The organism is Bacillus sp. MHSD_36 (assembly GCF_030757775.1).
Taxonomy (GTDB): domain Bacteria; phylum Bacillota; class Bacilli; order Bacillales; family Bacillaceae_G; genus Bacillus_A.
This window is the reverse complement of the sequence record NZ_JAVBIS010000013.1, coordinates 20,212-44,255: the sequence shown is the minus strand read 5'-3', so window position 1 is coordinate 44,255 and position 24,044 is coordinate 20,212. Positions and strand designations below refer to the sequence as shown.

Annotated in this window: 30 protein-coding genes; all 30 read right to left on the bottom strand. The window is 40.9% G+C overall.

Annotation, left to right across the window (positions count from 1 at the left end):
* Positions 1 to 42 precede the first annotated feature (42 nt).
* The 30 genes from secY to Q9B79_RS25500 all read right to left on the bottom strand — a co-directional run bounded on the left by secY (position 43) and on the right by Q9B79_RS25500 (position 23,986).
* Positions 43 to 1,344 carry a preprotein translocase subunit SecY gene (gene secY, locus Q9B79_RS25645; protein WP_000490117.1) on the bottom strand — a complete coding sequence of 434 codons (1,302 nt, stop codon included), beginning with the start codon at positions 1,342 to 1,344 and terminating at the stop codon, positions 43 to 45.
* Positions 1,344 to 1,784: a 50S ribosomal protein L15 gene (rplO, locus tag Q9B79_RS25640; RefSeq protein WP_000766080.1), complete on the bottom strand. Its 441-nt coding sequence runs from the start codon at positions 1,782 to 1,784 to the stop codon at positions 1,344 to 1,346. The genes secY and rplO overlap by 1 nt, the downstream gene beginning before the upstream one ends.
* Positions 1,785 to 1,817: 33 nt before the next feature.
* Entirely contained in the window at positions 1,818 to 2,000 is a 183-nt protein-coding gene (rpmD, locus tag Q9B79_RS25635; RefSeq protein WP_001085234.1) for a 50S ribosomal protein L30, read from the bottom strand.
* 13 nt (positions 2,001 to 2,013) lie between these two features.
* Positions 2,014 to 2,514 carry a 30S ribosomal protein S5 gene (rpsE, locus tag Q9B79_RS25630; RefSeq protein ID WP_000554646.1) on the bottom strand — a complete coding sequence of 167 codons (501 nt, stop codon included), beginning with the start codon at positions 2,512 to 2,514 and terminating at the stop codon, positions 2,014 to 2,016.
* 21 nt (positions 2,515 to 2,535) lie between these two features.
* Positions 2,536 to 2,898 (bottom strand): 50S ribosomal protein L18, encoded by a 363-nt coding sequence (rplR, locus tag Q9B79_RS25625; RefSeq protein WP_000628816.1) that lies wholly within the window; start codon positions 2,896 to 2,898, stop codon positions 2,536 to 2,538.
* A gap of 31 nt (positions 2,899 to 2,929) precedes the next feature.
* Positions 2,930 to 3,469, bottom strand: coding sequence for a 50S ribosomal protein L6 (rplF, locus tag Q9B79_RS25620; RefSeq protein WP_000086558.1), 540 nt, complete (start codon positions 3,467 to 3,469; stop codon positions 2,930 to 2,932).
* A 32-nt stretch (positions 3,470 to 3,501) separates the two neighbouring features.
* Entirely contained in the window at positions 3,502 to 3,900 is a 399-nt protein-coding gene (gene rpsH / locus Q9B79_RS25615) for a 30S ribosomal protein S8 (protein WP_000245511.1), read from the bottom strand.
* A gap of 29 nt (positions 3,901 to 3,929) precedes the next feature.
* On the bottom strand, positions 3,930 to 4,115 hold the full coding sequence (rpsN, locus tag Q9B79_RS25610; protein WP_001085700.1) for a 30S ribosomal protein S14: 186 nt from the start codon (positions 4,113 to 4,115) through the stop codon (positions 3,930 to 3,932).
* A gap of 33 nt (positions 4,116 to 4,148) precedes the next feature.
* Complete coding sequence (gene rplE, locus Q9B79_RS25605; RefSeq protein WP_001080829.1) at positions 4,149 to 4,688, bottom strand: 50S ribosomal protein L5; 540 nt, start codon at positions 4,686 to 4,688, stop codon at positions 4,149 to 4,151.
* A gap of 26 nt (positions 4,689 to 4,714) precedes the next feature.
* A complete protein-coding gene (rplX, locus tag Q9B79_RS25600; protein WP_000558200.1) occupies positions 4,715 to 5,026 on the bottom strand; it encodes a 50S ribosomal protein L24 in 312 nt (103 codons plus the stop codon).
* A 38-nt stretch (positions 5,027 to 5,064) separates the two neighbouring features.
* The gene (rplN, locus tag Q9B79_RS25595; RefSeq protein WP_000615912.1) at positions 5,065 to 5,433 is read right to left on the bottom strand and encodes a 50S ribosomal protein L14; all 369 of its coding nucleotides are present in this window, start codon (positions 5,431 to 5,433) and stop codon (positions 5,065 to 5,067) included.
* A 43-nt stretch (positions 5,434 to 5,476) separates the two neighbouring features.
* Positions 5,477 to 5,740 carry a 30S ribosomal protein S17 gene (gene rpsQ, locus Q9B79_RS25590; RefSeq protein ID WP_000004106.1) on the bottom strand — a complete coding sequence of 88 codons (264 nt, stop codon included), beginning with the start codon at positions 5,738 to 5,740 and terminating at the stop codon, positions 5,477 to 5,479.
* Between the two features lie 20 nt (positions 5,741 to 5,760).
* Positions 5,761 to 5,961: a 50S ribosomal protein L29 gene (rpmC, locus tag Q9B79_RS25585; RefSeq protein WP_000855718.1), complete on the bottom strand. Its 201-nt coding sequence runs from the start codon at positions 5,959 to 5,961 to the stop codon at positions 5,761 to 5,763.
* Positions 5,951 to 6,385 (bottom strand): 50S ribosomal protein L16, encoded by a 435-nt coding sequence (rplP, locus tag Q9B79_RS25580; RefSeq protein ID WP_000928971.1) that lies wholly within the window; start codon positions 6,383 to 6,385, stop codon positions 5,951 to 5,953. The genes rpmC and rplP overlap by 11 nt, the downstream gene beginning before the upstream one ends.
* Before the next feature lies 1 nt (position 6,386).
* Positions 6,387 to 7,046, bottom strand: coding sequence for a 30S ribosomal protein S3 (rpsC, locus tag Q9B79_RS25575; protein WP_000529956.1), 660 nt, complete (start codon positions 7,044 to 7,046; stop codon positions 6,387 to 6,389).
* A gap of 3 nt (positions 7,047 to 7,049) precedes the next feature.
* Positions 7,050 to 7,391: a 50S ribosomal protein L22 gene (gene rplV, locus Q9B79_RS25570; protein WP_001148024.1), complete on the bottom strand. Its 342-nt coding sequence runs from the start codon at positions 7,389 to 7,391 to the stop codon at positions 7,050 to 7,052.
* 17 nt (positions 7,392 to 7,408) lie between these two features.
* Positions 7,409 to 7,687: a 30S ribosomal protein S19 gene (rpsS, locus tag Q9B79_RS25565; protein WP_098669541.1), complete on the bottom strand. Its 279-nt coding sequence runs from the start codon at positions 7,685 to 7,687 to the stop codon at positions 7,409 to 7,411.
* A 60-nt stretch (positions 7,688 to 7,747) separates the two neighbouring features.
* On the bottom strand, positions 7,748 to 8,578 hold the full coding sequence (gene rplB, locus Q9B79_RS25560; protein ID WP_000511582.1) for a 50S ribosomal protein L2: 831 nt from the start codon (positions 8,576 to 8,578) through the stop codon (positions 7,748 to 7,750).
* 28 nt (positions 8,579 to 8,606) lie between these two features.
* Complete coding sequence (rplW, locus tag Q9B79_RS25555) at positions 8,607 to 8,897, bottom strand: 50S ribosomal protein L23 (RefSeq protein ID WP_001205558.1); 291 nt, start codon at positions 8,895 to 8,897, stop codon at positions 8,607 to 8,609.
* Positions 8,897 to 9,520 (bottom strand): 50S ribosomal protein L4, encoded by a 624-nt coding sequence (gene rplD, locus Q9B79_RS25550; protein ID WP_001127258.1) that lies wholly within the window; start codon positions 9,518 to 9,520, stop codon positions 8,897 to 8,899. Before rplD ends, rplW begins: the two co-directional genes overlap by 1 nt.
* Positions 9,521 to 9,545: 25 nt before the next feature.
* Positions 9,546 to 10,178: a 50S ribosomal protein L3 gene (gene rplC / locus Q9B79_RS25545; protein ID WP_000160207.1), complete on the bottom strand. Its 633-nt coding sequence runs from the start codon at positions 10,176 to 10,178 to the stop codon at positions 9,546 to 9,548.
* A 34-nt stretch (positions 10,179 to 10,212) separates the two neighbouring features.
* The gene (gene rpsJ / locus Q9B79_RS25540; RefSeq protein ID WP_001040596.1) at positions 10,213 to 10,521 is read right to left on the bottom strand and encodes a 30S ribosomal protein S10; all 309 of its coding nucleotides are present in this window, start codon (positions 10,519 to 10,521) and stop codon (positions 10,213 to 10,215) included.
* 398 nt (positions 10,522 to 10,919) lie between these two features.
* A complete protein-coding gene (gene tuf / locus Q9B79_RS25535) occupies positions 10,920 to 12,107 on the bottom strand; it encodes an elongation factor Tu (protein WP_001029614.1) in 1,188 nt (395 codons plus the stop codon).
* 117 nt (positions 12,108 to 12,224) lie between these two features.
* Positions 12,225 to 14,303: an elongation factor G gene (gene fusA / locus Q9B79_RS25530; RefSeq protein WP_000090370.1), complete on the bottom strand. Its 2,079-nt coding sequence runs from the start codon at positions 14,301 to 14,303 to the stop codon at positions 12,225 to 12,227.
* A 208-nt stretch (positions 14,304 to 14,511) separates the two neighbouring features.
* Complete coding sequence (rpsG, locus tag Q9B79_RS25525; protein ID WP_001137493.1) at positions 14,512 to 14,982, bottom strand: 30S ribosomal protein S7; 471 nt, start codon at positions 14,980 to 14,982, stop codon at positions 14,512 to 14,514.
* Positions 14,983 to 15,011: 29 nt separating this feature from the next.
* Entirely contained in the window at positions 15,012 to 15,434 is a 423-nt protein-coding gene (rpsL, locus tag Q9B79_RS25520; RefSeq protein ID WP_001142341.1) for a 30S ribosomal protein S12, read from the bottom strand.
* Positions 15,435 to 15,548: 114 nt separating this feature from the next.
* Entirely contained in the window at positions 15,549 to 15,797 is a 249-nt protein-coding gene (locus Q9B79_RS25515) for a ribosomal L7Ae/L30e/S12e/Gadd45 family protein (protein ID WP_306188692.1), read from the bottom strand.
* 113 nt (positions 15,798 to 15,910) lie between these two features.
* The gene (gene rpoC, locus Q9B79_RS25510) at positions 15,911 to 19,522 is read right to left on the bottom strand and encodes a DNA-directed RNA polymerase subunit beta' (protein ID WP_048526366.1); all 3,612 of its coding nucleotides are present in this window, start codon (positions 19,520 to 19,522) and stop codon (positions 15,911 to 15,913) included.
* Positions 19,523 to 19,559: 37 nt separating this feature from the next.
* Positions 19,560 to 23,093, bottom strand: coding sequence for a DNA-directed RNA polymerase subunit beta (gene rpoB / locus Q9B79_RS25505; protein ID WP_000147555.1), 3,534 nt, complete (start codon positions 23,091 to 23,093; stop codon positions 19,560 to 19,562).
* A 293-nt stretch (positions 23,094 to 23,386) separates the two neighbouring features.
* Entirely contained in the window at positions 23,387 to 23,986 is a 600-nt protein-coding gene (locus Q9B79_RS25500; protein ID WP_306188690.1) for a class I SAM-dependent methyltransferase, read from the bottom strand.
* Between the last annotated feature and the right edge of the window lie 58 nt (positions 23,987 to 24,044).

Sequence of the window (24,044 nt, the reverse complement as noted above, 5' to 3'; positions counted from 1 at the left end):
AGAGTACATGAGCATGTAGGGAAGACAATACTTCCCACTTACTCATTGCTTGATAAACCCTTTGTAATGGCGTTTTACCAGTTGGCTTTCTAGCTGCTTCATTGTTTCTAAAGCAACGCCGACAACGATTAACATACTCGTTCCACCAATCTGTGCAGATGGAGGAAGATTTCCCAGTTTCGTAAAGATAACTGGTAAGATTGCAATCGCTGCTAGGAAAATTGATCCTACAAAGGTCAAACGATACAAGATTTTTGTTAGATATTGTTCCGTATTCTTACCCGGACGAATACCTGGAACATATCCACCTTGCTTGTTTAGATTCTCTGACATTTGTTCTGGATTAACCTGAACAAACGCATAGAAATATGTGAAGGCTACAATGAGCGCAACATATATGATCATTCCCACTGGGTGAGAATAGTTAAAGTTAGCAATAATCCACTGCGATACATCATGTTTCGGGAAGAACTGTGCAATAGTCGGAGGCGTAATTAAGAATGAAACAGCAAAAATTACTGGAATAACACCAGCACTATTTACCTTAAGCGGTAAATGTGTGTTTTGTGCTCCAGCATAACCACCATTTCCTCCTGTTACACGCTTCGCATATTGAATTGGGATCTTTCTAACAGCCTGTTGAATGAAAATAACACCCACAATAACTGCTAGCACAGCTAGTAAGATCAATGCAACTTTAACGATACTCATGAACAATTGATCTCCGATATTTTGAAACTGTTGTTGATACACTTGAGATATAACACTTGGGATCGCTGCGGCAATACCACCAAAGATAAGGATGGAAATACCATTACCTACACCTTTAGCTGTAATCTGTTCACCTAACCACATTAAAAATGCAGTACCAGCAGTCAGTACCGTAGCAATGTATAAATAAGTGCTCCAACCAGGATTCAAAATTAATTGCCCACCTACCATACCGTTAAAACCGATTGACATACCAAACCCCTGAATAAACGCAAGAACAATTGTAAAATAACGCGTGAATTGCGTTAATTTACGACGGCCCATTTCACCTTGCTTCGACCATTCCGAAAATTTAGGAACAACATCCATCTGCAATAATTGCACGATGATGGATGCTGTAATATACGGCATGATTCCCATCGCAAAGATGGAGAAGTTTTTCAAGGCTCCACCGCCAAATGTATTTAGAATACCTAAAGCATTTAATTGATCTTGTGCCTTCAGTACGTCTCCATTTGTAAATGGCACGGGGATAAACGTGCCAATCCTGAATACGATTAACATCGCTAAAGTGAATAATATTTTACGTCTTATCTCAGCAACGCGCATAAAGTTGGAGATTGTACGAAACATTAGATCACCTCAACTGATCCGCCAGCTGCTTCAATTGCTTCTTTAGCACTTGAAGAGAACTTGTGCGCTTTAACAGTTAGTTTTTTCTCTACTGCGCCGCTTGCAAGAATTTTAACACCGTCGTTTAATTTGCTGATAACGCCAGTTTCCAGCAATAATTCAGGTGTTACTTCTGTACCATCTTCAAAACGATTTAACGTCGATAAGTTTACAATAGCAAACTCTTTACGGTTAATGTTTGTGAAGCCGCGTTTTGGTAAACGACGGAATAATGGAGTTTGACCACCTTCGAAGCCAAGACGAACACCGCCGCCAGAACGTGCGTTTTGTCCTTTATGACCTTTACCAGCAGTTTTACCGTTACCAGAACCGATACCACGACCGACACGGTTACGTACTTTACGAGAACCTTCTGCAGGTTTTAATTCATGAAGTTTCATTCCCAGGCACCTCCTTATATTAATGAGTTATCCTTAAGCTTCTTTTACAGTTACAAGGTGAGAAACTTTGTTGATCATACCAAGAATAGCAGGAGTTTCTTCCTTAACTACAGTTGAATTCAACTTTTTAAGACCTAAAGCTTCTACCGTCGCACGTTGATCTTGTGGACGACCAATTACACTACGAGTGAGGGTAATTTCTAACTTTTTCGCCATTTGTTTTCCCTCCTTAACCTAGTAGCTCTTCTACAGATTTACCGCGTAATTTTGCAACATCTTCAGCGCGCTTAAGTTCGCTTAATCCGTTCACAGTAGCGCGAATCATGTTGATTGGTGTGTTAGAACCAAGAGATTTCGAAAGAATATCTTGTACACCAGCTAATTCAAGGACCGCACGAACAGGTCCACCAGCAATAACACCAGTACCCTCAGCAGCAGGCTTTAAGAATACTTCACCAGCGCCAAAATGACCGTTGATTGTGTGTGGAATTGTTGTACCAACTAATGGTACAGCGATTAAGTTTTTCTTAGCGTCTTCGATAGCTTTGCGGATTGCGTCTGGTACCTCTTGTGCTTTACCAGTACCGAATCCAACATGACCGTTTTTATCGCCAACTACAACTAGTGCAGCAAAGCGGAAACGACGACCACCCTTAACAACTTTCGCGACACGATTTATCGTAACTACACGTTCTTCAAGTTCTAATTTACTTGGGTCAATGCGATGCATCAATTTTCCCTCCTTTGACCATTAAAATTGTAATCCAGCCTCACGAGCAGCTTCAGCTAGAGCTTTAACACGGCCATGGTATAAGTAACCACCGCGATCAAATACTACTTCTTTAACGCCTTTCTCTACAGCACGCTTAGCAACTGATTCTCCAACTTTCGTAGCAGCTTCAATATTGCTAGTACCGTTAAGAGCAAGGTCTTTATCAAGAGTAGATGCACTTACTAACGTTACACCATTCACATCATCAATAACTTGAGCGTAAATATGTTGGTTAGAACGGAACACGTTTAAACGTGGACGCTCTGCAGTACCAGTAAGTTTAGCACGTACACGTGCATGTCTTTTCTTACGAGTCGCATTTTTATCAGCTTTAGTGATCATTCTTGTCACTCCTTTCTCTCACCTAACGGGTTTACTTAGCAGTTTTACCTTCTTTACGACGAACAACTTCGCCTTCGTAACGAATACCTTTACCTTTGTAAGGCTCAGGAGCACGTACAGCGCGGATGTTAGCAGCGAATTCGCCAACACGTTGCTTGTCGATACCTTTGATTACGATCTTTGTTGGTGCAGGTACTTCAACTTCAAGACCTGCTTCCGGAGTCATTTCTACTGGATGAGAATAACCTACGCTTAATACAAGTTTATCACCTTGTTTTTGAGCACGGTAACCAACACCGACTAATTCAAGTCCGCGTGCGAAACCTTCAGTTACACCTTCAACCATGTTTCCAATTAAAGCACGAGTTGTACCGTGTAATGCACGGTGTTCCTTCTGTTCAGATGGACGCTCAACTGTTAATGTATTCTCTTCAATTTTGATAAGCATATCAGCATTGAAAGTACGAGTTAATTCACCTTTTGGGCCTTTTACTGTTACAGTATTGTCTTCTGCAACTGTAATAGTAACACCTGCAGGGATTTCAAGAATCTTTTTACCAATACGAGACATGTGGTCACACCTCCGTTCGTTTTAAATATATATTACCAAACGTATGCTACTACTTCTCCACCAGTTTGTAATTGACGAGCGTCTTTGTCTGTCATTACTCCCTTAGATGTAGAAACAAGAGCGATACCTAATCCGTTAAGTACACGTGGTACTTCGTCAGCTTTAGCGTAAACGCGTAAGCCAGGCTTACTGATACGTTTTAATCCAGTGATTACACGTTCATTGTTTGCACCATATTTCAGGAAAATACGAAGGATACCTTGTTTGTTATCCTCGATGTATTCTACATCACGAATGAAACCTTCACGTTTTAAAAGTTCAGCGATCTCTTTTTTGATTTTAGAAGCAGGAACCTCTAATTTCTCATGACGTACCATGTTCGCATTACGGATGCGAGTAAGCATGTCTGCAATTGGATCTGTCATCACCATGTGTTTTACCTCCTTCCCATTTGTGGGTTTTACCAACTAGCTTTTTTAACACCAGGAATTTGACCTTTATATGCAAGTTCACGGAAACAAATACGGCAAAGTTTAAATTTGCGGTATACAGAATGCGGACGACCGCAGCGTTCGCAACGTGTATACTCTTGTACTTTAAACTTAGGAGTACGCTTTTGTTTCGCTATCATAGATTTTTTAGCCACGTTTTCGCCTCCTCTACTTAGCGTTGGCTTCCATTATTTTTGGAATGGCATACCGAATTGTGTTAACAGTTCACGAGCTTCTTCATCAGTTTTCGCTGTAGTAACGATTACGATGTCCATACCGCGGACTTTGCTTACTTTATCATAATCAATCTCAGGGAAAATAAGTTGCTCTTTAACACCTAATGTGTAGTTTCCACGACCATCGAATGATTTCTTAGAAACACCACGGAAATCACGTACACGTGGTAAAGAAACTGATACTAATTTGTCGAAGAACTCATACATTTGCTCGCCGCGTAAAGTTACTTTCGCACCGATTGGCATACCTTCACGAAGACGGAAACCAGCGATTGATTTTTTAGCACGAGTTACAACAGGTTTTTGACCTGCGATTTGTGTTAATTCTTCTACTGCATTGTCTAAAGCTTTTGAGTTAGATACCGCGTCACCAACACCAGTGTTGATTACGATCTTTTCGATTTTCGGTACTTCCATCACAGATTTATAGTTAAACTTGCTCACTAGAGCAGGAGTAATTTCCTTTTGGAACTTCTCTTTAAGGCGATTCAATGAAGTGACCTCCTTTCTTAAGAAAATTATTTATCTAATAATTCACCAGATTTTTTTGCAATACGAACTTTTTTACCATCTTCTACTTTGAAGCCTACACGAGTAGGTTCACCTGTTTTCGGATCTAAAATCATAACGTTAGAAACGTGAATAGGTGCTTCTTTAGTAATAATTCCACCTTGTGGATTTAATTGAGATGGCTTAGAGTGCTTCTTAACGATATTGACACCCTCAACGATAACACGGTTTTGCTTTGGGAAAGCCACAAGGATAACGCCTTGTTTTCCTTTGTCTTTACCAGTGATTACCTGTACTTTATCACCTTTTTTTACATGCATCTTAATTCTGCACCTCCTTAGCAAGGCAATACCTTAAATTATAGAACTTCTGGAGCTAAAGAAACGATCTTCATGAAGTTGCTATCACGTAATTCACGAGCTACTGGTCCGAATATACGAGTACCACGTGGGCTCTTATCGTCTTTAATGATAACCGCTGCGTTTTCATCAAATTTGATGTAAGAACCGTCCGGACGACGAGCTCCGCTCTTCGTACGTACTACTACTGCTTTAACAACGTCACCTTTTTTAACAACGCCACCTGGTGTTGCTTGTTTTACCGTAGCAACGATAATGTCACCAATGTTAGCATATTTACGACCAGAGCCGCCTAATACTTTGATTGTTAAAAGTTCACGTGCACCAGAGTTGTCAGCAACTTTCAAACGAGATTCTTGTTGGATCATGTTATGAAACCTCCCTTCGGACTAAAAATTCCGATTCGTCTATTTAGATAATAACCGCTTCTTCAACGATTTCAACTAAACGGAAACGCTTAGTAGCAGAAAGCGGGCGAGTTTCCATGATTTTAACGATATCGCCAAGTTTCGCTTGGTTTTGCTCATCATGGGCTTTGTACTTCTTAGAATACTTAACACGTTTTCCGTACAAGGAATGAGTTTTGTAAGTTTCAACTAAAACTGTAATCGTTTTGTCCATTTTGTCAGACACAACACGACCAGTATAAACTTTGCGTTGGTTACGTTCGCTCACTATGCAAACCTCCCCTCAATTTATCGATTAATTCCGATCTCTCTTTCACGAACTACAGTTTTCATACGAGCAATTGCTTTACGCACTTCACGAATGCGAGTTGGATTCTCTAATTGTCCTGTAGCAAGTTGGAAGCGAAGATTAAACAACTCTTCCTTTAAAGCTTTAACTTTTGTTTCGATTTCGGCAGTGGTTAATTCACGAATATCATTAGTTTTCATTAGATTCACCACCATTTTCTTCACGTTTTACGAATTTACATTTCACAGGTAACTTGTGAGCTGCAAGACGTAATGCTTCGCGTGCTACCTCTTCAGATACACCCGCGATTTCGAACATAATTTTCCCAGGTTTTACTACTGCTACCCAGCCTTCTGGTGCCCCTTTACCGGAACCCATACGTACTTCTAGAGGTTTTGCAGTGTAAGGTTTAGAAGGGAAAATTTTAATCCATACTTTACCGCCACGTTTCATGTAACGAGTCATTGCACGACGAGCAGCTTCGATTTGACGGTTTGTAATCCATGAAGCAGCTTGTGCTTGTAAACCGAATTCACCGAAAGCAACTTCAGTTCCACCTTTAGCACGACCACGCATTTTACCACGATGCTCTCTACGATATTTTACGCGTTTTGGCATTAACATATTATTTTCCTCCTTCCTCAGAAGCTTTCTTTTTTGTAGGAAGGACTTCTCCACGGTAGATCCATACTTTTACGCCTAATTTACCGTATGTTGTATCAGCTTCAACTGCTGCATAGTCAATATCAGCGCGAAGTGTATGAAGTGGAACAGTTCCTTCACTGTAAGATTCTGCACGAGCGATATCAGCTCCGCCAAGACGACCAGAAACCTGTGTTTTAATACCTTTAGCACCTGCACGCATAGCACGTTGAATAACTTGCTTTTGTGCACGACGGAATGATACACGGTTTTCTAATTGACGAGCGATGTTTTCGCCTACTAATTTAGCGTTAAGATCAGCTCTCTTAACTTCTAAAATGTTGATGTGTACACGCTTGCCTGTTAATTGGTTAAGAGCTTTACGAAGTGCTTCAACTTCAGTACCACCTTTACCAATTACCATACCAGGTTTTGCAGTGTGAATTGTAACATTTACACGATTTGCTGCACGTTCGATTTCTACTTTAGCAACAGCAGAATCTTTTAAGCGTACATTAATGTACTCACGGATTTTGATGTCTTCATGTAATAATGTAGCGTAATCTTTCTCAGCGAACCAACGAGATTCCCAGTCACGGATAACGCCGACACGAAGACCAATTGGATTAACCTTTTGACCCATCGATTATCCCTCCTTCTTTTCTGATACCACAACTGTGATGTGGCTTGTGCGTTTGTTAATTTGGCTTGCACGACCCATTGCACGTGGACGGAAACGTTTTAACGTAGGACCTTCGTCAACGAAAACTTTCTCAACAACTAGGTTGTTAATGTCCATTTCATAATTGTGCTCTGCATTTGCGATTGCAGATTTTAAAACTTTTTCTACAACTGGAGAAGCAGTTTTTGGTGTGTGGTTAAGGATAGCAATCGCTTCACCCACTTGCTTACCTCGGATTAAGTCTACAACTAAACGAACTTTACGAGGAGCAATACGAACTGTTCTCGCTACTGCTTTAGCTTGCATTGAAGTGCCTCCTCTCATTATCTTCTAGTTTTCTTATCGTCAGCATCATGACCTTTATACGTACGAGTTGGTGCGAATTCACCTAACTTGTGGCCAACCATGTCCTCAGTGATGTACACAGGTACGTGTTTACGACCGTCATATACAGCGATTGTGTGTCCGATGAACTGAGGGAAGATTGTTGAACGGCGAGACCAAGTTTTAACAACTTGTTTTTGCTCAGATGCAACTAATTTTTCCATTTTGCTCATTAAATGATCATCGACAAATGGTCCTTTTTTTAAGCTACGAGCCATTTTGGTGCCTCCCTTCGTGATTGGCGTACGGTTCTAGAAATGAACCGTACTACAATCCCATTATTTTTTGCGACGACGAACGATGAATTTGTCAGACGCTTTGTTTTTCTTACGAGTCTTGAATCCAAGAGTTGGTTTACCCCATGGAGACATTGGAGACTTACGTCCGATTGGAGAACGTCCTTCACCACCACCGTGTGGGTGATCAACTGGGTTCATTACAGAACCACGAACTGTTGGGCGTTTACCTAACCAGCGAGAGCGACCTGCTTTACCGATTTTGATAAGTTCGTGTTGTTCGTTACCTACTTGACCGATTGAAGCGCGACAAGCAGATAATACAAGACGTACTTCACCAGAAGTTAAACGTACAAGTACGTATTTACCTTCTTTACCAAGTACTTGAGCAGATGTACCAGCAGAACGAACTAATTGTCCGCCACGACCAGGCTTAAGCTCGATGTTATGAACAACAGTACCTACTGGAATGTTGATTAATGGTAATGCGTTACCGATTTTGATGTCAGCTTCTGGGCCAGACATAACTTCCATACCTACTTCTAAGTTCTTAGGAGCAAGAATGTAACGTTTTTCACCGTCAACGTAGTTAATTAATGCGATATTCGCAGAGCGGTTTGGATCGTATTCGATCGTAGCAACGCGTCCTGGAATTCCATCTTTGTTACGCTTAAAGTCGATGATACGGTATTGACGCTTATGTCCGCCACCTTGATGACGTACAGTAATTTTACCTTGGTTATTACGACCAGCCTTCTTGCTTAAAGGAGCAAGTAATGACTTTTCGGGTCTGTCAGTCGTGATTTCAGCGAAATCATTCGTAGTCATATTACGACGACCGTTAGTAGTTGGATTATACTTTTTAATTCCCATCTCAATTTCCCTCCTTCTTTAGTAAGAATTAAACGCCTTGGAAGATTTCGATTTCTTTGCTGTCAGCAGTTAGCTTAACGATTGCTTTACGACGACGGCTAGTAAAACCAGCGTGACGACCAACGCGTTTTGCTTTCGGCTTGTAGTTCATGATGTTCACTTTTTCTACTTTAACACCAAAGATCGCTTCAAGAGCATCTTTAACTTCTGTTTTATTAGATTTAACGTCCACATCGAACGTGTATTTTTTTTCAGCCATCATTTCCATAGAACGTTCAGTGATAACTGGGCGCTTAATGATATCACGAGGATCTCTCATTATGCAAGCACCTCCTCTACTTTTTCCACTGCCGCTTTTGTCATGATTAGCTTATCATGATGAAGCACGTCTAAAACGTTTACGCCATCAGCAGTGATTACTGTTACTCCAGGGATATTGCGAGCAGATAACTCTACAGATTCGTTTGCATCAGCAGTTACGATAAGAGCTTTCTTCTCAACAGTTAATCCTTTAAGTACTGCTAGCATGTCTTTTGTTTTTGGTGCATTTAACACTAGGTCTTCAAGAACTACAATGTTGTTCTCAACTACTTTAGTAGCTAATGCAGATTTGATTGCTAAACGACGAACTTTCTTAGGAAGTTTGTACGCATAGCTTCTTGGTGTAGGTCCGAATACCGTACCACCACCACGCCATTGAGGAGAGCGGATAGACCCTTGACGAGCACGTCCAGTTCCTTTTTGACGCCATGGTTTACGACCACCACCGCGAACTTCAGAGCGAGTTTTTACTTTGTGTGTACCTTGACGTAAAGATGCACGTTGCATCATTACAGCTTCAAAAAGTACAGCTTCATTTGGTTCGATACCGAAAATAGCTTCAGCTAATTCGATTTCACCAACCTGTGAACCAGTTTGGTTATATACAGTAACTTTTGGCATTGGAATTCCTCCTTCCTATTGTGAATTATTTGCTAACCTTCACAGCGCCTTGAACAACTACAAGAGATTTCTTAGCACCTGGAACGTTACCTTTTACTAATAATAAGTTGCGCTCAGTGTCAACTTGAACGATTTCTAAGTTTTGGATAGTAACTTGGTCTCCACCCATACGTCCAGCAAGTTTTTTGCCTTTGAATACACGGTTCGGAGCAACTGGGCCCATTGAACCTGGACGACGGTGATAGCGAGAACCATGAGACATAGGTCCGCGAGATTGTCCGTGGCGTTTGATAACACCTTGGAAACCTTTACCTTTAGAAATTCCTGTTACATCAACGATTTCACCTGTAGCGAATACGTCAACTTTTACCTCTTGACCAACCTCTAATCCGTCCACGTCTGCATCGCGGATTTCGCGAATGAAGCGCTTAGGAGTTGTAGATGCTTTAGCAGTGTGGCCTTGTTCAGGTTTGTTAGTTAACTTTTCACGTTTATCTTCAAATCCTAACTGGATTGCATTGTAGCCATCAGTTTCAGTTGTTTTCTTTTGAAGAACAACGTTTGGATTAGCAGCGATAACTGTTACTGGGATTAACTCACCGTTCTCAGCAAATACTTGAGTCATACCGATCTTTCTTCCTAAGATTCCTTTGGTCATGAGTTACACCTCCTACATTTTTAAGTTATATAAATTATAGTTTGATTTCGATATCTACACCAGATGGTAAGTCTAAACGCATTAATGAATCTACTGTTTGTGGAGTAGGACTCACGATGTCGATTAGACGTTTGTGCGTGCGCATTTCGAATTGCTCACGAGAATCTTTGTACTTATGAACAGCACGAAGAATTGTGTAAACAGTTTTTTCAGTTGGTAATGGGATCGGACCAGAAACTGTTGCCCCAGAACGCTTAGCTGTTTCTACAATTTTCTCAGCTGACTGATCAAGAATACGGTGATCGTAAGCTTTTAAACGGATACGAATTTTTTCTTTTGCCATTATTTTCCCTCCTTCGTTCGCCTATTTCTAAAATAGACCTTCTCCATGGAAATTTCCCCACACCATGCCATGGCAAAGCGGCCGGGTGTGTCAGCAACCTTCCACTTCATCGCAGTCAAAGACCAACATTGTTTATTATACAATGTTATTCGTCTAGATGCAAGCATCTTTTTGTTTGCATCTGCTTTTCTCTACTTTTGCTATTATACATGGCACTTTAAAGAATTTCAAGTTTTCATCTACCAGAATTCATTTTACAGTTTCTGGGTTTTGTTTATTACTTTTTATATACTATAGAAGAAACTCGTCAAAATATAAAAATATGATTTGACGAGTTATATAAATGCAAACAAAAACCCCAAGGGAAAATCCCTCGGGGTTTTTTATATCAGTTAAGATTACTCAACGATAGTAGCAACTACACCGTAACCTACTGTACGTCCACCTTCACGAATAGAGAATTTAGTTCCCTCTTCGATAGCGATTGGAGCGATAAGTTCGATAGTCATTTCGATGTTGTCACCAGGCATTACCATTTCAGTACCTTCTGGTAATTGGATGATACCAGTTACGTCAGTTGTACGGAAGTAGAACTGAGGACGGTAGTTAGCGAAGAATGGAGTGTGACGTCCACCTTCTTCTTTAGATAATACGAAAACTTCAGCTTTGAATTTAGCGTGAGCTTTTACAGAACCGCTTTTTGCAAGTACTTGTCCACGTTGGATGTCTTCACGAGCAACCCCACGAAGTAAAGCACCGATGTTGTCTCCAGCTTGAGCTTGGTCAAGAAGTTTACGGAACATCTCTACACCAGTTACAGTTGTAGAAGCATTTTCTTCAGCAAGACCGATGATTTCTACTACGTCACCAACTTTAACGATACCGCGCTCAACACGACCAGTAGCAACTGTACCACGACCTGTGATAGAGAATACGTCCTCTACAGGCATTAAGAATGGTTTGTCAGTTTCACGTTCTGGAGTTGGGATGTAAGCATCAACTTCAGCCATTAATTCAATGATTTTTGCTTCCCAATCAGCTTCTCCTTGAAGAGCTTTAAGAGCAGAACCTTTGATTACAGGAATGTCGTCGCCTGGGAATCCGTATTCAGATAATAGGTCGCGAACTTCCATTTCTACTAATTCTAATAATTCTTCGTCGTCTACCATGTCGCATTTGTTTAAGAATACAACGATGTAAGGTACACCTACTTGACGAGAAAGAAGGATGTGCTCACGAGTTTGAGGCATTGGGCCATCAGCAGCAGATACTACTAAGATACCGCCGTCCATTTGAGCAGCACCAGTGATCATGTTTTTAACATAGTCAGCGTGACCTGGGCAGTCAACGTGTGCATAGTGACGAGTTTCAGTTTCGTACTCAACGTGTGCAGTTGAGATTGTGATACCGCGCTCTCTTTCTTCTGGAGCAGCATCGATTTGATCGTATCCGCGTGCTTCAGCACCACCAGCTTTTGCAAGTACTGTAGTGATCGCAGCAGTTAATGTAGTTTTACCATGGTCAACGTGGCCGATTGTACCGATGTTAACATGGGGTTTAGAACGTTCGAATTTAGCTTTAGCCATTCTAAATTCCTCCTTAGTTTATATAGGTTATTTTATATTTAGGCTAGAAAGTGAAACTTGCGTCCCACTTTCTAAGCTTACATAAGTAGTTATACGTGAAGAATCGATAAAAATCAATTATTCACCTTTATTTTTTTTGATAATTTCTTCAGAAACAGACTTTGGTACTTCTTCATAGTGGTCAAACACCATAGAGAATGTTCCGCGTCCTTGAGTGTTAGAACGTAATGACGTTGCATAACCGAACATTTCAGAAAGTGGGACCATAGCGCGAACAACTTGAGCGTTACCGCGAGCTTCCATACCTTCTACACGTCCACGACGAGATGTTACGTCACCCATAATGTCACCCATGTACTCTTCAGGAATTACAACTTCAACTTTCATCATTGGCTCAAGAATTACTGGGCTACATTTAGAAACCGCAGCTTTAAGTGCCATAGATGCAGCGATTTTGAACGCCATCTCAGATGAATCGACATCATGGTAAGATCCGTCAACTAATGCAGCTTTAATGTCAACTAGTGGATAACCAGCTAGTACACCATTTTTAAGTGCATCTTCAAGACCTGCTCCAACAGCTGGGATGTATTCACGTGGAACTACACCACCGACGATCTTGTTTTCGAATTCGAATCCTTTACCTTCTTCGTTAGGTTCAAACTCAATCCAAACGTGACCGAATTGTCCACGTCCACCAGATTGACGAGCGAACTTACCTTCAACTTTCGCAGCAGCGCGGAAAGTTTCACGGTATGCTACCTGAGGAGCACCAACGTTTGCTTCAACTTTGAATTCACGGCGCATACGGTCAACGATGATATCAAGGTGAAGTTCACCCATACCAGCGATGATTGTTTGGCCAGTTTCTTGGTCAGTGTGAGCACGGAATGTTGGATCTTCTTCAGAAAGCTTAGATAATGCTGTACCCATTTTATCTTGGTCAGCTTTTGATTTTGGTTCGATAGCTACAGAGATAACTGGCTCTGGGAATTCCATAGACTCAAGGATAACAAGGCTCTTCTCGTCACAAAGAGTATCACCAGTAGTAGTATCTTTTAAACCTACAGCAGCAGCGATATCACCAGCGTAAACTGTTGAAATCTCTTCACGGCTGTTAGCGTGCATTTGTAGGATACGACCTACACGCTCACGCTTACCTTTAGTTGAGTTTTTCACGTATGATCCAGAGTTTAACACACCAGAGTACACACGGAAGAATGTTAACTTACCAACATAAGGGTCAGTCATGATTTTGAATGCTAAAGCTGCGAATGGTTCTTCATCGCTAGACTTACGTTCTACTTCTTCATCTGTATCCGGAAGAGTACCTTTGATTGCAGGTACATCTAATGGAGATGGTAGGTAGTCGATAACTGCGTCTAACAGAATTTGAACACCTTTGTTTTTGAATGCAGAACCACAGATTACTGGGAAGAATTCTACAGAAGTTGTAGCCTTACGGATACCAGCTTTAAGCTCTTCTACAGTGATTTCTTCACCTTCTAGGTACTTCATCATCATTTCTTCATCAAGCTCAGCTACCGCTTCAATAAGTTTTCCACGGTATTCTTCAGCTAGCTCTTTGTGCTCTTCAGGAATTTCAACACGTTGAATGTCTGTTCCTAAATCGTTACCGTACATGTAAGCACATTCTTCAACAAGGTCAATGATACCATTGAACTCATCTTCAGCACCAATTGGTAACTGAATTGGGTGTGCGTTTGCTTGTAAACGATCGTGGATTGTTCCTACAGAGTATAAGAAATCCGCACCGATTTTATCCATTTTGTTAACGAATACGATACGAGGTACGCCGTAAGTAGTAGCCTGACGCCAAACAGTTTCTGTTTGTGGTTCAACACCAGATTGTGCATCAAGTACTGCTACTGCGCCATCAAGTACGCGTAAAGAACGTTCTACTTCTACTGTGAAATCTACGTGACCTGGAGTGTCAATGATGTTTACACGGTGACCTTTCCATTGTGCTGTAGTTGCAGCAGAAGTAATTGTGATACCACGCTCTTGCTCTTGCTCCATCCAGTCCATCTGAGATGCACCTTCGTGAGTTTCACCGATTTTGTGAATACGTCCTGTGTAGTACAGAATACGCTCAGTAGCTGTTGTTTTACCAGCATCGATGTGAGCCATGATACCAATATTACGAGTGTTTTCTAAAGAGAACTCTCTTGCCATTTGGTGTCTTGCTCCTTCCATATATGGATTGGATTTTTTTATTTTAAGTAGCAAAAAAGCCACTTTATATTGTTACACATGTCAGTATGTCCAGTACCCTCATTATGTAAAACGAGCGCCCAACGAAAGGGAGAGGCATTCTCCCTCTCCACACTTCCATAAGCGACAAATAAAGCGGTTTATGCTTACATTTATTTTACGTTGAATCCTACCAACGGTAATGAGCAAATGCTTTGTTAGCTTCTGCCATTTTATGAGTGTCTTCACGTTTCTTAACAGATGCACCAGCGTTGTTAGCTGCATCTAAGATTTCGTTAGCAAGACGCTCTTCCATAGTTTTTTCACCACGAAGACGAGCGTAGTTTACTAACCAACGAAGACCTAAAGTTGTACGGCGTTCTGGACGAACCTCAACTGGAACTTGGTAGTTAGCACCACCAACACGACGAGCGCGTACTTCAAGAACAGGCATAATGTTCTTAAGAGCTTGCTCGAATACTTCCATTGGCTCTTTACCAGTACGTTCGCTTACGATATCGAACGCATTATAAAGAATTGTTTGAGATTTACCTTTTTTACCGTCAACCATCATTTTGTTGATAAGGCGTGTTACTAGCTTCGAATTGTACATTGGATCTGGTAACACGTCACGTTTCGCAACAGGTCCTTTACGAGGCATATTGAGTTCCTCCTTTCATTTTAAAGTTATTATTTTTTAGCAGGTTTTGGTCTCTTAGTACCATATTTAGAACGTCCTTGCATACGTTTGTCAACACCAGCTGTGTCAAGCGCACCACGAACGATGTGGTAACGTACCCCCGGTAAATCCTTTACACGACCACCGCGAATTAATACTACGCTATGCTCTTGTAGGTTATGACCGATACCTGGGATGTAAGCTGTAACCTCGATACCGTTTGTTAAACGTACACGAGCGTATTTACGTAACGCTGAGTTAGGTTTCTTTGGAGTCATTGTACCAACACGAGTACATACACCACGTTTTTGAGGTGCAGAGATATCAGTTGATTTTTTCTTTAAAGAGTTGAACCCTTTGTTTAACGCAGGTGATTTAGATTTCCATACTTTATCAGTACGACCATTTCTCACTAATTGGTTAATAGTAGGCATTTGATTATCCTCCCTTCGCTTGTTTGTATGACCACATATCCAGGTGGTTCATTATTAGTTGAAAACAAAGTTTTTGCAAGGGAGAGCAAATGCTCTCTCCTCACAAAAACAGTTTTAACTTATTATTCCTATTGCTGAAGCTCCCACTTGAATCCCCGCAACTTTTCCAAGTTTACGAGCTGATTCAACTTTGGTTATGGGTATGTTATGTTGCAATGCAGTACGAATGATAATATGGGTTAACCGCATATCAGCATCTTCCGCAATGACAACTTCTTTAACTATACCATTTTTGATTGCTTCCAATGTGCGTTTATGACCAACGACTACATTTTCAGCATTTGACACTTTTTGATAAGACATATAAATATCCTCCAAAGCATCGTTCAGGAGCAACCTTGCTTATAGTAACATTTTGACTCATACAATGTCAACTAGGATTAACTGTTTTTATACAAAATTTACGACGGAAAATTTTACTGTTCCACATAAACCTCATCATTTTCTACATTCATGTCATCTTGTGTTGTTTTTACAAGATCCACTTTGCGATAACGATTCATACCTGTTCCAGCAGGAACAAGTTTACCGATAATAACATTTTCTTTCAATCCTAGAAGCTCATCGCGTTTACCCTTAATCGCTGCATCAGTTAAGACACGAGTTGTTTCTTGGAACGATGCTGCAGATAAGAATGAATCTGTTTCAAGTGAAGCTTTTGTAATACCAAGTAGAACAGGTCTAGCTGTTGCTGGTTGTTTACCTTGTAGTAACACCTTCGCATTCGCATCAGTAAACTGATGGATATCTAGTAATGTTCCTGGTAATACATCTGTTTCACCTGCATCACTTACACGAACTTTACGTAACATTTGGCGAACCATTACTTCTACGTGCTTGTCACCAATTTCTACCCCTTGCATACGGTATACTTTTTGAACTTCACGTAATAAGTATTCTTGAACTGCCGTAATGTCCGTTACTTTTAGTAATTCTTTCGGATCAATAGAACCTTCTGTTAACTCTTTACCGTGGCTAATTTGCTGTCCTGGAATTACTTTCAGACGAGCACCGTAAGGAATAGCATACGTACGAGCTTCAACTTCACCCTGTACAACTACTTCTTGGCGATCTTTAACATCGTTGATCGCTGCGATAACACCGTCGATTTCACTGATAACTGCCTGACCTTTCGGATTACGAGCTTCGAAGATCTCTTGGATACGAGGTAAACCTTGAGTGATATCATCTCCGGCAACCCCACCTGTATGGAACGTACGCATCGTTAACTGTGTACCTGGCTCACCGATAGATTGAGCTGCGATAATACCTACCGCTTCCCCTACTTCTACGTCTGTTCCAGTTGCTAAGTTACGACCGTAACACTTCTTACATACACCATGGCGAGTGTTACACGTAAACGCCGAACGAATGTTTACAGTTTCAACACCCGAATTCTCAACGATGTGAGCGATATCTTCAGTAATTAATTGATTTTCAGCAACTAATACTTCACCTGTTTCAGGATGTTTTACAGTTTTTCTTGCAAAACGTCCAACAAGACGATCATATAATGACTCAATAACTTCATTGCCCTCTTTAATCGCACCAATTAATAAACCGCGATCTGTTCCACAATCATCTTCACGAACGATTACATCTTGTGCAACGTCAACAAGACGACGTGTTAAGTAACCAGAATCGGCAGTTTTAAGTGCTGTATCAGCAAGACCTTTACGAGCACCATGCGTAGAGATGAAGTACTCAAGTACTGTTAAACCTTCACGGAAACTTGACTTGATCGGAAGTTCGATGATACGACCAGATGGATTGGCCATCAGACCACGCATACCAGCAAGCTGAGTAAAGTTCGATGCGTTACCACGGGCACCGGAATCACTCATCATGAAGATTGGGTTGCGTTTATTCAAGGACTTCATCAGTTTTCCTTGGATAACATCTTTTGCATTACTCCAAATAGAGATAACGCGATCGTAACGTTCTTCTTCCGTGATTAAACCGCGACGGAATTGTTTAATTACATTATCTACTTTTGCTTGTGCTTCGTGGAGAATTTCATCTTTTTCGCCTAATACAAGAATGTCAGATACTCCAACTGTAATACCAGCTTTTGTAGAGTATTTGAATCCTAAGTTTTTCATACGGTCAAGCATGCGAGACGTTTCTGTAATTTTGAAACGTTTAAACACTTCCGCAATGATGTTACCAAGGATTTTCTTGCTAAATGGCGCCACTTCTTCGCGACTAGCAATAATTTCTTTAATGTTCGCACCTTTTTCAACGAAATATTTCGCTGGTGTTTCTTTTTCAAGGTTTGAATTTGTTGGTTCATTAATATAAGGGAACGACTCTGGTAAGATTTCGTTGAATATTAATTTACCAACTGTTGTTAATAGAAGCATACTCTTCTGTTCTTCAGTAAATGTTGCATTGTTTACTGCGCTTGCAGCTACTGCAACACGTGTATGAAGGTGTACATATCCATTTTGGTATGCAAGTAATGCTTCGTTCGCATCTTTGAAGACCATACCTTCACCGATTGCACCTTCACGCTCAAGTGTTAAGTAGTAGTTACCTAATACCATATCCTGAGATGGAGTAACAACTGGTTTACCGTCTTTCGGGTTCAAGATGTTTTGTGCCGCTAACATAAGAAGACGAGCTTCTGCTTGTGCTTCTGATGATAAAGGTACGTGAACGGCCATTTGGTCACCGTCAAAGTCCGCGTTGTATGCAGTACATACAAGTGGGTGAAGACGGATTGCGCGACCTTCTACTAATGTAGGTTCAAACGCCTGGATACCAAGACGGTGAAGTGTTGGTGCGCGGTTTAGAAGTACTGGATGTTCTTTAATCACAGATTCTAAAACGTCCCAAACTTCAGGTTGTACACGCTCGATTTTACGTTTCGCACTCTTAATGTTGTGTGCTAATCCTTTTTCAACCAACTCTTTCATTACGAAAGGTTTGAACAGTTCAAGCGCCATCTCTTTCGGTAATCCACATTGATACATCTTTAAGTTCGGTCCTACAACGATTACAGAACGACCAGAGTAGTCAACACGTTTACCTAATAAGTTTTGACGGAAACGTCCTTGTTTACCTTTAAGCATGTGAGATAGTGATTTTAATGGACGGTTACCCGGTCCAGTAACTGGACGGCCACGACGACCATTATCGATTAATGCGTCTACAGCTTCTTGTAACATACGTTTTTCGTTTTGAACGATAATGCTTGGTGCACCTAAGTCCAATAGACGTTTTAAACGGTTGTTACGGTTAATTACACGACGGTATAAGTCGTTTAAGTCAGAAGTAGCAAAACGTCCACCATCTAACTGTACCATTGGGCGTAGTTCTGGTGGGATTACTGGTAGAACATCTAAGATCATCCAAGATGGCTCATTTCCAGAGTTACGGAATGCTTCTAATACTTCTAGACGTTTAATAGCACGAGTACGGCGTTGTCCTTGTGCTGTTTTTAATTCTTCTTTTAAGAAGTCTACTTCTTTATCTAAATCGATGTCTTGTAATAGCTTTTTAATCGCTTCTGCACCCATAGCAGCTTGGAATGTGCTACCATATCGATCACGATATGCACGGTATTCTTTTTCAGAAAGTAATTGCTTCTTATCAAGTGGTGTATCTCCACTTTCTGTTACAACATAAGAAGCGAAATAAATTACTTCTTCAAGCGCGCGAGGGGACATGTCTAAGACAAGTCCCATGCGGCTCGGGATACCTTTGAAATACCAAATATGAGATACAGGAGCAGCTAATTCGATATGACCCATACGTTCACGACGTACTTTTGCACGCGTTACTTCAACGCCACATCGATCACAAACTACACCTTTATAACGTACACGTTTGTATTTTCCGCAATGACATTCCCAGTCCTTTTGTGGTCCGAAAATACGTTCACAGAACAAGCCGTCTTTTTCAGGCTTTAACGTACGATAGTTAATTGTTTCTGGTTTCTTAACTTCACCGTATGACCAAGAACGAATCTTGTCAGGTGAAGCAAGTCCAATCTTCATATATTCAAAGTTATTTACATCTATCAAGGGGCCTACCTCCCTTTTAGTCTACAGGTTATCCCAATTATTCCTTAGTTGTCTCAACTTCGACATTCAATTTATCTGCTGATTGATGATCATCGTCATCTTCCGTATCACGCATTTCAATTTCTGTATCGTCGCTAGACATCATTTTAACGTCCATACCTAAACTTTGCAGCTCTTTAATCAATACTTTGAATGATTCAGGAACGCCTGGTTCTGGAACATTTTCGCCTTTAACAATTGCTTCATACGTCTTAACACGTCCAACAACATCATCAGACTTCACTGTTAAGATTTCTTGAAGAGTATAAGCAGCACCGTAAGCTTCAAGTGCCCAAACCTCCATCTCACCGAAACGCTGTCCACCGAACTGAGCTTTACCTCCAAGAGGCTGCTGCGTTACAAGTGAGTATGGTCCAGTAGAACGAGCATGAAGTTTATCGTCAACCATGTGCGCAAGTTTGATCATATACATGACACCAACAGATACGCGGTTATCGAACGGTTCACCAGTACGTCCGTCATACAGGATTGTTTTCGCGTCATTTGCCATACCAGCTTCTTCAATTGTGCCCCAAACATCTTCCTCACGAGCACCATCGAATACTGGTGTTGCAATGTGAATACCAAGGTATCTTGCTGCCATACCAAGATGAAGCTCTAATACCTGACCGATATTCATACGAGATGGTACCCCTAATGGGTTTAACATGATATCGATCGGCGTACCGTCTGGTAAGTAAGGCATATCTTCTTCTGGTAAAATACGAGAGATAACACCTTTGTTACCGTGACGTCCGGCCATCTTGTCACCTTCAGAAATTTTACGTTTTTGAACGATATATGCACGTACAAGTTGATTCACGCCTGGTGGCAATTCATCGCCATCTTCGCGGTTGAATACTTTTACGTCTAAGATAATACCGCCACCACCGTGTGGTACACGTAGTGATGTATCACGTACTTCACGTGCTTTTTCTCCAAAGATTGCATGTAATAGACGTTCTTCAGCTGTTAATTCTGTTACACCTTTAGGTGTTACTTTACCAACAAGTAAATCTCCGTCTTTTACTTCCGCACCAACGCGAATGATACCGCGCTCGTCAAGGTTGCGTAATGCATCTTCCCCAACGTTTGGAATGTCACGTGTAATTTCTTCTGGTCCAAGCTTCGTATCACGAGCTTCTGATTCATATTCCTCAATATGAATAGAAGTGTACACATCATCTTTTACAAGGCGCTCACTCATGATGATCGCATCCTCGTAGTTATAACCGTCCCAAGTCATGAAGCCAACAAGCACGTTACGTCCAAGTGCTAGTTCACCTAATTCCATAGAAGGACCATCCGCAAGGATTTCACCTTTTACAACTTCATTTCCAACACTTACGATTGGACGTTGGTTGTAGCAAGTTCCTTGGTTAGAACGAATGAATTTTTGCATTTTGTAGCGATCTAAGTCGCCTTTTACTGTTTGACCGTCAACTTCTACATAGCGACGTACCCAAACTTCACGTGCTTCTACGCGTTCAACAACACCAGGGTGTTTACAGATTACTGCAGCACCTGAGTCTTTTGCTGATACGTACTCCATACCTGTACCTACAATCGGAGATTCCGGATTCATTAACGGAACCGCCTGACGTTGCATGTTCGCTCCCATAAGTGCGCGGTTGGAGTCATCGTTTTCTAAGAACGGAATACAAGCTGTCGCTGCCGACACTACTTGTTTTGGTGATACATCCATGTAGTCGATGCGTTCTTTATTTGTGACAATGTTTTCACCACGGAAACGAGCTACGATATCTTCATCAAGGAATTCTCCTTCTTCAGATAACTTCATATTCGCTTGGGCTACAACATAATTATCTTCTTCATCTGCTGTTAAGTAATCAACATGCCCTGTTACAAGACCAGTTTCTGGGTCAACACGACGGTATGGCGTTTCAATGAAACCAAACTCATTTACTTTCGCGAACGAAGATAACGAGTTAATCAAACCGATGTTTGGTCCCTCTGGTGTTTCAATCGGACACATACGACCATAGTGAGAGTAGTGAACGTCACGCACTTCAAAGCCTGCGCGCTCACGCGTTAAACCACCCGGTCCTAATGCAGATAGTCTTCGTTTGTGAGTTAACTCTGCTAATGGGTTTGTTTGATCCATGAACTGAGATAACTGAGAACTTCCGAAGAACTCTTTAATAGATGCAATAACAGGACGAATGTTAATTAGTGCCTGTGGTGTAATTGCATTTGTATCTTGGATCGACATTCTCTCACGAACAACACGTTCCATACGAGAAAGACCGATACGGAATTGATTTTGTAATAGTTCTCCAACAGAACGCAGACGACGGTTTCCTAAGTGGTCGATATCATCTGTATCCCCTACTTTGTATAGTAGGTTGAAGAAGTAGCTGATAGAAGCAAGGATATCACCTGGTGTGATGTGTTTTACATCACGAGTAATATTTGCATTACCAATTACGTTAATTACGCGTTCGCCTTCTGACTCAGGAGCATAAATCTTAATAGATTGCAGCTCAACATCGCCTTCTACCACTCCACCCATTGGCTTCGCTGTTTTGAATCCAATGTTTTTCTCTAAGTAAGGTAAAATGCGATCAAGTGTACGACGATCTAAGATTGTTCCTTCTGCCGCTAAAATTTCACCAGTTTCTGGATCCACTAATGTTTCAGCTAAACGTTGATTAAACAATCTGTTTTTAATGTGTAACTTCTTGTTGATCTTGTAGCGACCTACATTTGCTAAATCGTAGCGCTTTGGATCAAAGAAACGAGACACAAGTAAGCTCTTAGCATTTTCTACTGTTGGTGGTTCACCAGGACGTAGGCGCTCATAAATTTCAAGCAATGCTTTTTCTGTGCTATCTGTGTTGTCTTTTTCTAATGTGTTGCTTAAGTATTCGTTATCACCTAAAAGCTCGGTGATTTCTTGATCAGAGCCAAACCCTAATGCGCGTAACAAAACAGTTACAGGAAGTTTACGCGTACGGTCAATACGCACATATACAACATCCTTAGCATCTGTCTCATACTCTAACCAAGCTCCGCGGTTTGGAATTACAGTAGCAGTAAAACCACGTTTTCCGTTTTTATCCACTTTGCCACTATAGTATACGCTTGGAGAGCGAACTAACTGGGAAACGATAACACGTTCTGCACCGTTAATTACGAATGTTCCAGTCTCTGTCATGAGTGGGAAATCTCCCATGAACACATCTTGTTCTTTTACTTCACCAGTTTCCTTGTTGATTAGACGCACTTTTACACGAAGTGGTGCTGCATACGTCACATCACGCTCTTTGCATTCGTCTACAGAGTATTTAGGTTCACCCAAGCTGTAGTCGATAAATTCAAGCGATAGATTTCCCGTAAAGTCTTCAATCGGAGAAATGTCTTGGAACATTTCTCGCAAACCCTCATCAAGAAACCACTGATAAGAAGAGGTTTGAATTTCGATAAGATTTGGTAACTCTAATACTTCACTAATACGGGCATAACTTCTTCGTTGGCGGTGGCGTCCGTATTGAACTAGTTGACCTGTCAACTGCTTCACCCCTCAAATCATGAGTATTATAAATGCACAAAAAAATTTGTGCAAAATCACAAATAAATACAACTACTGCTATTTAGCGTAGTCTTTTTTCTCTTAAAGATAAATACGTTGAGTCTTTCTACCTGCTCAAAAAAGAAAAATGGCTTCTATAAGAAAACCATCATTCTGTTTCATAATCTGCTGATTTTACTATCTTTTCCAAGAGAAACAAAAATATACATCTTTCTCAACGCAGAAAATCATATATTGGCATTGTATAATGTTAACATAGCCAAAAATAACCGTCAACGTTTTTTTGATTTTATGATATAATATCCTTTTTTCTTTTCTACAACTTCGACTTCAGAAAATACTTCTTCTAGTTTTTTCAGCGCAGATGGTGCACCTTGCTTCTTTTGAATAACAATCCACAGCTCTCCACCTGGAACTAAATGCTCTACAGCTTTTTCTAAAATCTCATGCACGATATCTTTACCTGCACGAATTGGAGGATTAGATAGAATAGCAGCATACATACCATCTACATTTTCATAGACGCTACTTTGAAAAATGTGCACATTTCCAATTCTATTGTTAGCGGCATTTTCTTTCGCAAGCTCAAGTGCCCTTTCATTCACATCCACCATGTGGACTTTACGGTCTTGATACTCTTTCGCCAACGATAAACCAATTGGTCCATATCCACAACCTACGTCTAATATATCACCTTTAATATCCGGCACTTGAAACGCTTCAATTAAAAGACGAGAACCAAAGTCCACTTCGTTTTTCGAGAACACCCCACGGTCAGATAAGAAAGTAAATTGAGATCCACGAAGTGTAAATTCCCATCGCTTACGATCACTTTTACTAGAAGGGTCGTTAGAAAAATAATGGTCTGCCATATGGCCACCTCTTTTCTTTACAGTTAAAAAAAAAGCTCGCATGAGAGCGAGCTTTTTT